The following is a 13272-nucleotide window of genomic DNA, read 5'->3' as shown; positions in this document are numbered from 1 at the left end:
TTGCTACTCTTTTTTTCTAAGAGGTTGTTTCTTCTTTAAAGACGTTAAGACTTCTCTTTAAGATTGTTGTCGCGCTGGATAGATTTTGTCATTCAAGCGCGAAAATGGAGCAAGTGCTGTTTAGAGTACCTGCTCCATGATTTATTCTGATTTATTTGTCAATTCCAAACTTATAGATTGTCTTCTGGGTGTATGTTTCACCCGGATTTAATCTGCAACTTGGGAAATAGGTGTGATTTGGAGTGTCTGGGAACTTCTGTGCCTCGAAGCAGACTGCACTGCGACGTGGGAATGTTGCACCAAACTGTCCTGAGATACCTGCAAGGAAATTACCTGTGTACATCTGCAAACCTGGTTCTGTGGTATAAACCTCCATGGTACGGCAGCTTACAGGGTCTTTTATACGGGCAGCGAAACTCAACTCACCTTCTTCTGTCTTGTTCAATACATAGTTGTGGTCATAGCCCTGACCATTCTTGATCTGCTCGTTGTCTGCATTGATGTCCTGACCAATAGGCTTTGGTGTACGGAAATCGAATGGTGTGCCCTCAACCTTCAAAATCTCACCTGTAGGGATAGAATACTTATCGATAGGGAGATAGTAGTTTGCGTTCACCTCACAGATGATATTGTCAACTGTTGGGGTAGGATTAGCAATACCCTGGATTGAGAAGAAAGCGTGATGTGTCAGGTTGCAGATGGTTGTCTTGTTGGTTGTAGCCTGATACTTGATAACGAACTCATTGTCATCGGTCAATGTGTAAGCTACCCAAACTGTCAACTCACCAGTGAAGCCTTCTTCACCATAAGGGCTCGTGTATTTCAACACGACAGCGCTATCACTCATGCGGGTTGCATCCCAAACTTTGGTGTGGAAACCTGTAGGTCCACCATGCAGGTGGTTGGGACCATCGTTGCATGCCAAGTGATACTCCTTGCCGTGAAGTATGAACTTGCCTTCTTTAATACGGTTGCCATAACGACCGATGAGCACACTCAAGAATGGCTCTGGTGAGTTGATGACGTCCTGTATGTTGTCATGGCCTTGGATGAGGTTGGCATAGTTGCCATCCTTGTCAGGCATCATGATGGCTACGACTGCTCCACCATAGTTAGTCACTGCAACTTCGTTGCCTTGCTTGTTTCTTAACACGAAGAGATCAGTCTTCTTACCATTCACTGTGGTCTGAAAATCTTCTCTTTTCAAACCACACTTATTTGCTGGTTCTGTATTCATAATATCTCACTTTTTTTAGTTACCTTACTTTGGTTTAAGTAATGTACTGCAAAGTAACTAAAAAAAAATGAGTATTACAAATATTTTATGAACTTTTTGATTTAAAAAATCCTAAAATGATTCTGATAGCAAATCGGCAACGACGTAACTTGATCCGCCAATAAAGATAAAATCATCTTTTTTTGCGTTTGCTTTTGCTTTGTTAAATGCCTGTGCGATAGTTTGATAGCATGTTCCGTTTAAGCCGTGCTTTTGCGCGTATCCGTATAATTTGTCTACAGGAATCGCTCTTTTGGTTGATGGCTGCGTCCAATAGAAAATCGTGCTTTCTTTTGGCAACTTTTCTAATAGTCCCATTACATGCTCTACATCTTTGTCATCAACCATTCCGAAGACAATATGTTTCGTATCGGCTTTGATGGATGCAATCTGAGGTTCCAGATACTCCCATCCGGCAAGGTTATGTCCCGTATCACAGATGGTGAGAGGGTGCTCGTTGAGTTTTTCCCATCTGCCGCGTAGGCCTGTCAGCTCGCATACATGTTCAAAGCCGTTCTTTATGCTTTGATCTTTGATTTCTATTCCTTCTTCCTTCAGGCATTCTACGGCTGCGGATATGGTGCCGAAGTTCTTTTTCTGATAGTTGCCTTTCAGTTCGAAGTTTATGTCTGCGTCTGCTGCCAGTGCAAAATGGATAGGAGAATTCTGCTCATGGGCTTTTTGGATGAACACAGGTTGGGTCTCTTCGTTCCATTCGCCAATAACGACAGGAATCTGTGGTTTGATGATGCCCGCCTTTTCGCCTGCAATCTCACCGAGTGTATTCCCGAGGAATTGGGTGTGGTCAAAACTGATGTTCGTGATAACGGATAGGATAGGAGTGATGATGTTGGTACTGTCTAGTCTTCCTCCCAATCCAACTTCGATGACGGCAAAGTCTACCTTTTGTTCTGCAAAATACTGAAATGCCATCATGGTGGTCAGTTCAAAGAACGAAGGATGTAGCGGTTCGAAGAATTTCCGGTTGTTTTCTACAAAGTCGATTACATACTCTTCGCTTACCATCTCACCATTTACGCGAATGCGTTCTCTGAAATCTACAAGATGTGGAGATGTGAACAGGCCGACCTTATAGCCCTGGCTCTGCAGGATTGCAGCAAGGGTATGGGATGATGAACCTTTTCCGTTGGTTCCTGCAATGTGGATACATTTATATTGGTTATGAGGATGTTCGAAGTGTTCATCCATTTTATACATCGTATCAAGCCCAGGTTTGTATGCCTTGGCTCCAATCTTTTCAAAAACCGGCGTGCTGGTGAAAAGATATTCAACAGTTTCTTGATAATTCATGTTATATGTTATACCTTATTATATATACAGATAATCCCCGAAAAGAGCGAACCGTTCTTTCGAAGATAGTTCGCCCTCTTCGGGGATTGCTCTTTACTGTTTATTTTTTAAAGAGGTTCTTGAAACTTTCAAAGAGAGACTTCTTCTCTGCATTATCTGCTTTGAAATTATCGCATTCCTTGAATTTCACTACAAGATTCTTTTCTTCCTTGGTCAGAGAGGTAGGTACGAAAACGGTAATATTGACGATAATATCACCACGGCCATAACCATATCCCTGAATAGCCGGCATACCTTTGCCACGCAAACGAATCTGTTTGCCTGGTTGTGTGCCAGGTTCTATTTTGATCTTTGTCTTGCCATCCAAGGTAGGGACTTCTACCTCGCCACCCAAAGTGGCAGTTGCAAAGTCAAGAACAAGATTATGGTATAAGTCCTGACCTACACGCTCGAAATCATCGTTCTTTTCTACGCTCACCATTACCTGTAGGTTTCCGTAGAGACCATTGTGCTTGCCTTGGTTACCCTTTCCTTCAACGGTAACAACCATATCGTTGTCGACACCTGCAGGAATATTGATTTCTACGAGTTCCTCGCCCTTCACGATTCCGTCGCCACCGCATTCCTTACATTTGTTCTTGATGATAGTTCCCTCACCGCCACACTTTGTGCATGCAGCCTGAGTTTGCATCATGCCGAACATACTGCGCACCGTCTTTAAGACATAGCCGCTTCCATGACATTCCGAACATGTTTCTGGCTGGGCACCACCTTCGCAACCTGTTCCGTGACATGCAGAGCAAGTTACATCCTTGCGAATCTTGAAGCGCTTGGTAACACCTGTTGCTGCCTCTTGGAGAGTCAGTTTTACTCTTACGCGAAGGTCGCCACCCTGGTAAACCCGCTTCTGTGAGCCGCCACCGAATCCGCCGCCACCAAAGCCGCTGAAACCGCCGTGTCCGCCAAAGATATCTCCAAACATAGAGAAGATGTCGTTCATATCCATGCTGGCACCACCACCGAATCCGCCGAATCCACCTTGTGGACCATTGAAACCAAACTGGTCATATTGCTGGCGCTTCTGGGCATCGTGTAGAACTTCGTAAGCTTCGGCAGCTTCCTTGAATTTCTCTTCCGCCTCTTTGTTGCCAGGGTTGCGGTCTGGGTGATACTTGATGGCAATCTTTCGATACGCCTTCTTTATTTCGTCTTCTGATGCCGACTTGTCTACGCCCAGCACCTCATAATAGTCTCTCTTAGCCATTTGCTTATTTCAAATATTGAATTTTCTTACAGAATTCTAATAGAATGTTCTGGATATTGAAAAATAACTCTTGATATTTCTTTCTTACTGACCTACAGCTACCTTGGCATGGCGAATCACCTTGTCGTTCATTGTGTACCCAGTCTGGACGCAGTCAATAATCTTTCCCTTCTTGTCATCACCCATTCCTGGAACCATAGCAATAGCCTCGTGGAAATCTACATCGAAATCCTTGTCGTTGGTATCAATCTTCTTTACGCCAAGACCTTCGAGTGTCTTTACGAACTTGTTGAAAATCATCTGTACACCTTCCTTGATAACCTTAGGATCTTCGCTCTTGTCAGCGATGGCGCGCTCAAAGTCATCGAGAATAGGCAGAATAGCAGCTACAGTCTTCTCGCCACCATTCAAAATCAGTTCTGCCTTCTCTTTGAGAGTACGCTTACGGTAATTCTCAAACTCGGCAGTCTTATAGAGCAACTGTTTCTTGAGTTCCTCTACCTCTTGCTGTGCTTTTGTTAAAGGATCAATCTCTTCTGCCTTCTTGTCAGCAGCGTCTGTATTGTTGTCACCTTCTTCTGCCTTGTTGTCAGTATCCTGATTTTCCTCAGTATTTTCATTTTTAGTTGTCTGCTCATTATTTTCGTTCTGAACAGTCTCCTGAACGTTTCCGTCCTCTATATTGATTTCTTTTTCTTTTGACATAGTCTTAAATTTTTTAAACATGATAAATCTTATTATTGGTTGTTTGACAAAAAGTGTGCCAACCCGATTCTCATCGAATTGGCACTATTAATTATAAGATAATTTGTGGTTGCTGTTTAAAACAGCAGAATAACTTTTTGTTTAGAATCCGTACATCTTAGCCTTCTGCTCCTTGATAGCTTCATCGTAGATATACTCATCATAAGACATGAGCTTGTCGATGGTGCCTGATGGAGTGAGCTCGATGATGCGGTTTGCCACGGTGTTGATGAATTCGTGGTCGTGGCTAGAGAAGAGGATATTGCCCTTGAAACCTACCAGGTTGTTGTTGAATGCCTGAATACTCTCCAAGTCCAAGTGGTTGGTTGGTGTATCTAGAATCAGGCAGTTGGCGTTCTGCAACTGCATGCGTGCAATCATACATCTCATCTTCTCACCTCCGGAGAGGACATTTACCTTCTTCAGTACTTCTTCGCCGCTGAAGAGCATTCTTCCGAGGTAGCCCTTCATGGCAACCTCGTTTCCTGGACCATACTGGCTCAACCAGTCTACCAGGTTCTTGTCGCTCTGGAAGAATTCTGTATTGTCGAGTGGGAGATAAGCTGTTGTGATAGTAACGCCCCACTTGTATTCACCTGCGTCAGCCTTTCTATTGCCATTAATGATTTCGAAGAGTGCAGTCATCGCCTTAGGGTTGTGAGAGAGGAATACTACCTTCTCGCCCTTTTCTATGTTGAAGTTTACATTGTCGAAGAGCACTGTTCCGTCTTCGTCGCATGCTTTCAGTCCCTCTACCTCCAGAATCTGGTTACCTGGCTCACGGTCCATCTGGAAGATGATGCCTGGGTATTTACGGCTTGATGGACGGATTTCTTCAACGTTCAGCTTCTCCAGCATCTTCTTGCGGGATGTAGTCTGCTTACTCTTGGCAACGTTAGCTGAGAATCGGCGGATGAATTCTTCCAACTGCTTCTTCTTCTCTTCAGCCTTCATCTTCTGGTTCTGAGCCTGGCGGAGAGCCAACTGAGAACTCTCGTACCAGAAAGAGTAGTTACCTGCAAACATCGTAATCTTACCGAAGTCGATATCTACGGTCTGGGTACTTACTGCATCGAGGAAGTGACGGTCGTGAGATACTACGAGTACGGTCTGTTCAATGTTGCTGAGATAGTCTTCCAGCCACTCAACTGTGTCGAGGTCGAGGTCGTTGGTAGGCTCATCGAGAAGGAGGTTATCTGGGTTGCCGAAGAGTGCCTTCGCCAGCATCACGCGCACTTTCTCTGTATTTGAAAGTTCTCCGACGAGTTTGTCGTGGCGGTCTTCCTTTACGCCGAGGTTCTGCAGAAGTTGTGCGGCATTGCTTTCAGCCTCCCAACCATTCATTTCTGCAAACTTGAGCTCCAGCTCTGCAGCGAGGTTACCTTCTTCTTCTGTCATCTCTGGCTTAGCATAGAGGCGCTCGCGCTCCTTCATGTTTTCCCATAATGGCTGATGACCCATCAGAACGGTATCCATTACGCGGAAATCGTCATATTTGAAGTGGTCCTGTTCCAAGACAGAAAGTCGCTCGCCTGGTCCCATTTCTACTGTACCCTTGTTTGGTTCAAGATCGCCGCTGATAGCGCGGAGGAAAGTAGATTTTCCGGCACCGTTAGCACCGATGATACCATAAATATTACCATGAGTGAACTTGAGGTTTACATCCTTGTAAAGCACTCTCTTTCCGAATTGGATCGCAAGATTTTGTACTGTAATCATTCCTTTTTATTATTCTGTACTTTTATTTTTGTTTTTTTTACTACTATTAATGCCTTGAAAGAATCGAGTTGTTAGTCTAAACTTTTCAAGAAACGCTCACCCTGCGGAGTACGAAGCCAAATGGCAAACCCCAGTGCAGGTACCAATATAATGGAAAATATAATTGTTAAACCTTCTCCCATAATTTTATTTTTTTATTAATACCTTATTAGCAATATATGCAAAAAGCCAAGTAAGGAATAAACCAATAATTATACTGGTAATATTGAAGATTTTTAATTCGCCATCAGAATATATCGTGACGGCATTACCTGCAACCATGACCAAGAAACAGGTCTTGGCAAGGTCGTAGAAAAACTTTCCGAGACATTCTCGGGCAGTTGTTTCTTTCTTTATCTTCTCTTTGCGTCATTGCAATTTCTGTTATTCAGCTGCAAAATTACAAAAAAATATTTGAAACACAATGATTTATTGGCAAAAGTTACTAATTTTTAGTTAAAAACATGGTGGCTTTTTGTTATTTTGCAGAAAAGTCTTACTTTTGTAGGCTGAATTGATGAAAATGCAGCATCGATTCTCTATTTTTAATGTTAAGAAAATGATATCGTAAACAATATGAGACAACAAAATAGAAAAGGAAATTTTAATAAGCATACCAATAATGCTTATGGCTACGGAAATCCCAATGAATATGAGCATTACAAGGTAGAAAAGCCTGCTCCGTTGCTGGAATGGCTGATGGAGAATGTGAAGGGACCTAGCAAGACTAAGGTGAAGCAGACTCTGCAGGGTAGGGGAATTAAGGTGAATGGCAAAACCATTACCCAGTTTGATTATGCTCTGAAACCGGGTATGAAGGTGAGTGTGAGCAAGACAAAGAAGAATCAGGAGGTATTTAAAAGCAGATACCTTAAGATAGTTTATGAAGACAGATATCTGATTGTTGTTGAGAAAAACATTGGTATCTTGAGTATGGCAGCCGGTCATTCTACTCTGAATGTGAAAACGGTACTTGATGATTATTTTCATAAGACTCGCCAGAACTGTCAGGCGCATGTAGTGCACCGACTGGACCGTGATACATCAGGTTTGATGATTTATGCCAAGGATAAGCAGACGGAACTGGCTTTGGAGGATGATTGGCATCATAATGTGTACGACCGCAGATATGTGGCTCTGGTTTCCGGAGAGATGGAAGAAGATGAAGGTACTGTCGCTAATTGGCTGAAAGATAACAAGGCCTACATTACTTACAGCAGTGATACGGATAATGGCGGCAAGTATGCTGTTACCCATTTCCATACATTAGAGCGTACAACGGCTCATTCTCTGGTGGAGTTCAAACTCGAAACGGGCCGTAAGAATCAGATTCGTGTTCATACGGCCGATATGGGGCATCCGGTGTGTGGTGATATTAAGTATGGTAATGGTGATGATCCATGCCAGCGCTTGTGCTTGCATGCCTATGTACTGTGTTTCTATCATCCCGTAACGCATCAGCCTATGGAATTTGAAACTCCGATACCGGCTGAATTCCGCAGGGCATTAAAGAATGATCGTTAATAGGGTGATGAATACTGATTGGTAGTTTATATATAATAATGTGATATGAATGATTTTGGATATTATGCGCTGGTATTGGTAGTCCTTGTAGTAGGACTGTTTGTCTTAAAGAAGGTGGCTACCTGCATGATTAAAGCAATGGTAGCTGTTGTTATGATAGCCGTGCTGGCAGTTCTTTACTGGCTCTTCTGTTGATAGTAGAGTTGTGTGATGATGGCGGGATAAGATTTTAGATATTTTTGATTGGTAAATTGGTTGCAGTTGTCTGGGTGTAAACTTTGGATGGCTGCAACTTTTTTTATAGTGATATTTAAAAGTGATATTTAAAGAGGTATAAAGTGATATTTAAAGGTGATATAAATGGTAGGGAGAAATATAAAACAAAAAAGAGCATTTCCTAACAGAAATGCTCTTTTTGTACACCCTTAGGGATTCGAACCCTAGACCCACTGATTAAGAGTCAGTTGCTCTACCAACTGAGCTAAGGGTGCAACTATTTGTTGGTGACTCCGCAAGGATTCAAACCTTGAACCTCTTGATCCGTAGTCAAGTGCTCTATTCAGTTGAGCTACGGAGCCAAAACCATTTGTTTCAGTGAAGCTTTGATAGGAGAGTGACTCCGCAAGGATTCAAACCTTGAACCTCTTGATCCGTAGTCAAGTGCTCTATTCAGTTGAGCTACGGAGCCAATTCTTATCTTTTGTACACCCTTAGGGATTCGAACCCTAGACCCACTGATTAAGAGTCAGTTGCTCTACCAACTGAGCTAAGGGTGCAACATTTAAAAGCCTCATTTCTGAATTGCGAGTGCAAAGGTACTACTATTTTTTGATTCCACCAAATTTTTTCGCAACTTTTTTCGAAAAAAATCAATTTTTCTTCATCTCGAAGGTTCCTAACGTATGCTTATACCCCTTCTTATTGATGCTTACCACGCGGTATGTACCCTCATTTAAGTTTCTAACATCTAGCGTGTTATCCTTTGTTTGAAGGTACAGGATGTCGCATCCCTGCAGGGTTTCGACCATCAGAACGTCAAAAACGAGATTTTTTGTAGTTTCTGCTAGATATACCTTCTTTCCGTCACATTCGAGTAATTTCGCAGCTCCTGTGTTTTTGGCAAAAAGTGGATTTCCTTCCTCTTTTTCTTGGGTAGGCTGGCTTTCGATGCCATATCCGTCCATTGAAGTTACGGCAACAAACAGATGTTTTGCATCCGAATTTTCTATTTTGAACGAATTTCCTATGATTCGTGCGGCAACCAGGTTGCGTGCATCGGTGATGTCAACCGGATATTTCTTGCTCGCGTATACATTATTATATATATAAGGGGTTGCGATTTTAGTGCCATCCGTATAGTTTGAAGGATTGCTCCAGGAAACCGATACATTGTTATCGGAGGTGATTACCGATAATTGCTGTGGCTGTTCCGGTTGGTTTTTGCTTGCCCAGGTCATCGGCGGAACCAATGATGGGTATGGGTTGAAGCGTTGGGTAAAGTCGAGAATACCCTGTTTGTTGTCCAAGAGGAACTTGTTTCTGAAGAAAGCATATCCCATTCCGAGGTTTCGGATGTGATACATTTCTGCTGTCACGTCATTGATGTTCCACTTTCCTTCTTTCGGATCGAGGAAGTAGATGCCTAGTCCTGGAACCACTATCTTGCCATGACTCTGCTCCTGCCAGTCGATGGCAAAAGGATAGAAGTGTTCGTCTCTGAAATACATCATAGGGAAGAGTTCGTCCATCAGTCCGCTCTTGAGCCAGCCCTGTGCATCCTGGCAGACTTTCGTGTATGCATTCCAGCCAAAGCTCCGGTATCTGCTCAGGTCATCATACTTTCCTACAGGTGAGCAGCTCATCTTGACCCAAGGTTTTTCAGCCTTCACTGCATCGTGAATCTTTCTGACGATGTTGGTAATATACCGGCGTCCCTGTTCCCGGCTCACTTTGATGTTCCAGGTTTCCGGGTAACGGATGTAGTCGAGGTGGATGCCGTCTACATTATATTTATGCGTAATTTCTCTGCAGATGTTTGCCAGATAATCACCTGTTCGGCTGTTTTCCGGATCCATGTATCCGTCTGCTCCAATCTTCTTGATGAGTTTCGGCATCTTCTGTCTGAGGGTTTTGCAGCCGAGTGCGTTCCATTTTCCTACTGGAATGGTTACCACCCAGGCGTGTAGTTCCATACCTCGCTTATGGCATTCATCGATGGCAAACTTCAGAGCATCATAGCCCGGACTTCTGCCCGGAAATCCTGACAGGCATCCATCCCAAGGTTCGTATGCAGACGGATAAATCATGGTACCTCTCACGCGGGTCTGTATCAGTATGGTGTTAATCTTAGCCTGCTGTAACCGGTCGAGGATATTCGTCAGTTCCCTTTTCTGCTTTTCGGCAGAAAAAGAAGACTGGGCATAAGAGTGTGGCCAGTCGATGCCTCCTATGGTTGTCAGCCATACAGCTCTTACTTCATGTTTCGGTACTTGGTTGTTGAACACAATACTCTGGGCTTTAGCAGCCAAAACTGAGCATAAAACGATAAAAAATATCTTAAATCTCTTCATAATCTTACAATTTGGCAACAAAGATACCAATAATTTTTTGTATTTCAAATAAAAATATTACTTTTGCGGTTGAAATATTAAAATAAAGTGCATTTTGCACCGAAAAGAGAGAAAATTTAAAGCAATTAAAGAAAAATGGTCAGTTTCGTTATTAGTTTGGTCGCCCTTGTATTGGGTTACCTTCTTTATGGAAAGTTTGTGGCGCATGTGTTCGGTCCTGATGACCGCCCTACGCCAGCAGTGACCAAAGCCGATGGGGTCGACTTTATGGTACTGCCTAGTTGGAAAATCTTTATGATTCAGTTCCTCAACATTGCAGGAACGGGTCCTATCTTCGGTGCTATCATGGGTGCCTGGTATGGACCGGTGGCTTATCTGTGGATTATCTTCGGGTGTATCTTCGCAGGAGCTATGCATGATTACATGAGCGGTATGCTCAGCATCCGTAATGGTGGAGCTGGTTTGCCGGAATTGGTAGGCAAGTATTTGGGTGGACGCACTAAGAAAGTGATGTTGGTCTTTTCGGTACTTTTGCTGATGATGGTGGGAGCTGTGTTTGTATACAGTCCGGCTATCATTATGAGTGGCATTTGTAATACGGATGCATTCTGGGGCAGCCAGATGTTTTGGATTGTGGTGATTTTCGTTTATTACGTCATTGCCACATTACTGCCTATCGATAAGATTATCGGTAAGGTTTATCCGCTCTTTGCCTTCTCGCTTCTCTTTATGGCGGGTGCTCTGATGGTAGGTCTCTTTGTGAAGTGGCCTTCATTGCCTGAACTCTGGAGCAATTTGCAGAGTTGCAATCTCAATGAGAATCCGGCATGGTTGGGAACGGAGTCTTTTGTACAGAAGAGTCCGATTTTCCCTTGCCTCTTTATCACGATTGCCTGTGGTGCCATCAGTGGCTTCCATGCAACACAGAGCCCGCTCATGGCACGATGTATGAAGAATGAGAAGATGGGACGTCCTATTTTCTATGGTGCCATGATTACTGAAGGTGTTGTTGCCTTGATATGGGCTACGGTTTCCATGTATTTCTTCTACTATGGTGGATGGCGTGAATGTGTTAGTCCGGAGGCGGCTCAGCAGTTTATCGCTCAGTTTGATGGCGGCAAGTCGCTTATCCAGAACTTCGATGCGCCTACAGTTGTGAAGATAGTATGTTCCAGTTGGTTGGGCGTGGCTGGTGGAATCCTGGCTCTGTTGGGTGTCGTCGCAGCACCTATTACCAGTGGCGATACGGCTTTGAGAAGTGCCCGCCTGATTATCGCTGAGTTTATCGGTTTGGAGCAGCGCTCCATGCGCAAGCGTCTTTATATCTGCGTTCCGTTGTTTGCTCTTACGGTGGGCATCCTGGTTTGGCAGATGGAGAATCCTGATGGTTTCAATATCATCTGGCAGTATTTCGGTTGGGCTAACCAGACACTTTCTGTGTTCACACTCTGGACATTGACGGTTTATCTGGTACAGCAGAAGAAACCTTTTGTGATGACGCTGGTTCCAGCCTTGTTTATGACCGTGATATGTTCAACCTTCCTGCTCATTTCTCCTACAGCTTTGGCATTGAGTGAGAGTCTGGCTTATACGGGCAGTGTCATCATTCTGGTGATTGCCTTGGTCTGGTTCCTGGGTTGGTATCGCAGTTATCAGAAGAAACAATAGATTTATATATAAGTATTAATCAATATACGTAAATTTACATGATACGAAAGAAAAAATTAGCTATTGCAGCATTGGCACTTGTCGTTTCGACAACTGCCCATGCTCAGTTTGAAAGTGGAAAACAGTATATCGGTGCGTCGTTGACGGGCTTAAGCTTGAGCTATAATGGCTCTCAGGATCTCAATCTCGGTATTCAGGCTAAGGCCGGATACTTTGTAGAAGACGATTGGATGCTGTTGGGTCAGGTTGAATATAATCATTCTGGTCTTGATGGCGTGAAGGATTATTTCTCTGTAGGTGCCCAGGGCCGGTATTATATCGAGCAGAATGGCTTGTATCTGGGTGGTGGTGTGAAGTTGGTTCATTCCGGCAGCTACAATGATTTCATGCCAGGGGTAGAGGTTGGTTATGCTTTCTTCCTCGGCAAGTCGGTTACTCTCGAACCGGCCATCTACTATGATCAGAGTTTCAAGAAGCATGTAGATTATTCTACCATAGGATTGAAACTGGGTGTTGGTATTTATCTCTAATCCGGTAAAATGCAACAACAGTTTTCTTCGGCTTTGTTGGAAAAGGCAGTGGCGGAGTTCTCTAAATTGCCAGGTATAGGGCGCAAAACAGCTTTGCGCCTTGTACTTTTTATGCTCAAACGTAAGAGTGAGGATGTGGAGCAGTTTGCTGATACCATTTCCAAGATGCGCCGTGAAGTGAAATATTGCAGGGTCTGTCATAATATCAGTGACACGGATGTCTGTCCGATCTGTTCTGATTCCCGGCGCGATGCTTCTACCATCTGTGTCGTTGAGAATGTGCAGGACGTGCTGGCGATAGAAAATACACAGCAGTTTCACGGACTCTATCATGTCTTGGGCGGCATCATTTCGCCGATGGATGGTATCGGACCTTCGGATATAGAGATAGAATCGCTGGTTCAGCGTGTGGCTGAAGGTGGGGTGAAGGAGGTGATTTTTGCTCTCAGCAGTACGATGGAGGGTGATACTACCAACTTCTATATCTCCCGTAAACTTGCTGATTATCCTGTTAAACTCTCTGTTATCGCCCGTGGTATCTCGGTGGGTGATGAATTGGAGTATACGGATGAGGTGACTCTCGGAAGGAGTATTCTGAACAGAACTCCATTTGGACAATAACAAAAG

At 43.7% G+C, this 13272-nt stretch carries 11 protein-coding genes and 4 tRNA genes; 5 read left to right on the top strand and 10 right to left on the bottom strand.

The annotated features are described in order from the left end of the window. Nucleotides 1–151: 151 nt before the first annotated feature. The 5 genes from KSW37_RS05370 to KSW37_RS05350 form a co-directional block, all read right to left on the bottom strand. The gene (locus tag KSW37_RS05370) at nt 152–1237 is read right to left on the bottom strand and encodes an aldose epimerase family protein (RefSeq protein ID WP_006846772.1); all 1086 of its coding nucleotides are present in this window, start codon (nt 1235–1237) and stop codon (nt 152–154) included. 111 nt (nt 1238–1348) lie between these two features. Next, the gene (locus tag KSW37_RS05365) at nt 1349–2587 is read right to left on the bottom strand and encodes a bifunctional folylpolyglutamate synthase/dihydrofolate synthase (protein ID WP_217313557.1); all 1239 of its coding nucleotides are present in this window, start codon (nt 2585–2587) and stop codon (nt 1349–1351) included. A 100-nt stretch (nt 2588–2687) separates the two neighbouring features. Then, entirely contained in the window at nt 2688–3851 is a 1164-nt protein-coding gene (gene dnaJ, locus KSW37_RS05360; protein ID WP_217313556.1) for a molecular chaperone DnaJ, read from the bottom strand. Nucleotides 3852–3935: 84 nt separating this feature from the next. Continuing rightward, nucleotides 3936–4556: a nucleotide exchange factor GrpE gene (locus tag KSW37_RS05355; protein WP_217313555.1), complete on the bottom strand. Its 621-nt coding sequence runs from the start codon at nt 4554–4556 to the stop codon at nt 3936–3938. 141 nt (nt 4557–4697) lie between these two features. Beyond that, the gene (locus KSW37_RS05350) at nt 4698–6314 is read right to left on the bottom strand and encodes an ABC-F family ATP-binding cassette domain-containing protein (RefSeq protein ID WP_217313554.1); all 1617 of its coding nucleotides are present in this window, start codon (nt 6312–6314) and stop codon (nt 4698–4700) included. A 615-nt stretch (nt 6315–6929) separates the two neighbouring features. Between KSW37_RS05350 and KSW37_RS05345 the strand changes: the two genes are divergently transcribed. Together KSW37_RS05345 and KSW37_RS05340 are read left to right on the top strand one after the other, a co-directional pair. Continuing rightward, entirely contained in the window at nt 6930–7877 is a 948-nt protein-coding gene (locus KSW37_RS05345; protein WP_022120709.1) for an RluA family pseudouridine synthase, read from the top strand. A 45-nt stretch (nt 7878–7922) separates the two neighbouring features. Further along, nucleotides 7923–8072, top strand: a complete 150-nt coding sequence (locus KSW37_RS05340) for a hypothetical protein (protein ID WP_022120708.1) — start codon at nt 7923–7925, stop codon at nt 8070–8072. A 223-nt stretch (nt 8073–8295) separates the two neighbouring features. On the opposite strand, the gene KSW37_RS05335 is transcribed toward KSW37_RS05340, so the two are convergent. The 5 genes from KSW37_RS05335 to KSW37_RS05315 form a co-directional block, all read right to left on the bottom strand. Then, nucleotides 8296–8368 (bottom strand) — tRNA-Lys (locus KSW37_RS05335). A 10-nt stretch (nt 8369–8378) separates the two neighbouring features. Beyond that, nucleotides 8379–8455: transfer RNA gene (locus KSW37_RS05330), tRNA-Arg, on the bottom strand. A 36-nt stretch (nt 8456–8491) separates the two neighbouring features. After that, a tRNA-Arg gene (locus tag KSW37_RS05325) sits at nt 8492–8565 on the bottom strand. Between the two features lie 15 nt (nt 8566–8580). Beyond that, a tRNA-Lys gene (locus KSW37_RS05320) sits at nt 8581–8653 on the bottom strand. 93 nt (nt 8654–8746) lie between these two features. After that, entirely contained in the window at nt 8747–10447 is a 1701-nt protein-coding gene (locus tag KSW37_RS05315) for a glycoside hydrolase family 10 protein (RefSeq protein ID WP_217313553.1), read from the bottom strand. Nucleotides 10448–10582: 135 nt separating this feature from the next. Between KSW37_RS05315 and KSW37_RS05310 the strand changes: the two genes are divergently transcribed. From KSW37_RS05310 to recR, 3 genes are read left to right on the top strand one after another with little or no spacing between them, the layout of a single operon-like run. Further along, nucleotides 10583–12115 carry a carbon starvation CstA family protein gene (locus KSW37_RS05310; protein ID WP_217313552.1) on the top strand — a complete coding sequence of 511 codons (1533 nt, stop codon included), beginning with the start codon at nt 10583–10585 and terminating at the stop codon, nt 12113–12115. A 38-nt stretch (nt 12116–12153) separates the two neighbouring features. Next, nucleotides 12154–12645, top strand: coding sequence for an outer membrane beta-barrel protein (locus KSW37_RS05305; RefSeq protein WP_022121246.1), 492 nt, complete (start codon nt 12154–12156; stop codon nt 12643–12645). 9 nt (nt 12646–12654) lie between these two features. After that, entirely contained in the window at nt 12655–13266 is a 612-nt protein-coding gene (gene recR, locus KSW37_RS05300; protein WP_022121247.1) for a recombination mediator RecR, read from the top strand. Nucleotides 13267–13272 lie beyond the last annotated feature (6 nt).

Source organism: Segatella copri, assembly GCF_019127135.1.
In the GTDB taxonomy this organism is placed as follows: domain Bacteria; phylum Bacteroidota; class Bacteroidia; order Bacteroidales; family Bacteroidaceae; genus Prevotella.
Note: the sequence above shows the minus strand (reverse complement) of the source record. Positions and strands in the feature narration are given on the sequence as shown.

Excerpts from the sequence above, each read along its gene's own strand:
- KSW37_RS05355 (WP_217313555.1), bottom strand. The coding sequence starts at position 4,556 with ATGTCAAAAGAAAAAGAAATCAATATAGAGGACGGAAACGTTCAGGAG.
- dnaJ (WP_217313556.1), bottom strand. The coding sequence starts at position 3,851 with ATGGCTAAGAGAGACTATTATGAGGTGCTGGGCGTAGACAAGTCGGCA.
- KSW37_RS05345 (WP_022120709.1), top strand. The coding sequence starts at position 6,930 with ATGAGACAACAAAATAGAAAAGGAAATTTTAATAAGCATACCAATAAT.
- KSW37_RS05365 (WP_217313557.1), bottom strand. The coding sequence starts at position 2,587 with ATGAATTATCAAGAAACTGTTGAATATCTTTTCACCAGCACGCCGGTT.
- KSW37_RS05315 (WP_217313553.1), bottom strand. The coding sequence starts at position 10,447 with ATGAAGAGATTTAAGATATTTTTTATCGTTTTATGCTCAGTTTTGGCT.
- KSW37_RS05305 (WP_022121246.1), top strand. The coding sequence starts at position 12,154 with ATGATACGAAAGAAAAAATTAGCTATTGCAGCATTGGCACTTGTCGTT.
- KSW37_RS05310 (WP_217313552.1), top strand. The coding sequence starts at position 10,583 with ATGGTCAGTTTCGTTATTAGTTTGGTCGCCCTTGTATTGGGTTACCTT.
- KSW37_RS05340 (WP_022120708.1), top strand. The coding sequence starts at position 7,923 with ATGAATGATTTTGGATATTATGCGCTGGTATTGGTAGTCCTTGTAGTA.
- recR (WP_022121247.1), top strand. The coding sequence starts at position 12,655 with ATGCAACAACAGTTTTCTTCGGCTTTGTTGGAAAAGGCAGTGGCGGAG.
- KSW37_RS05370 (WP_006846772.1), bottom strand. The coding sequence starts at position 1,237 with ATGAATACAGAACCAGCAAATAAGTGTGGTTTGAAAAGAGAAGATTTT.
- KSW37_RS05350 (WP_217313554.1), bottom strand. The coding sequence starts at position 6,314 with ATGATTACAGTACAAAATCTTGCGATCCAATTCGGAAAGAGAGTGCTT.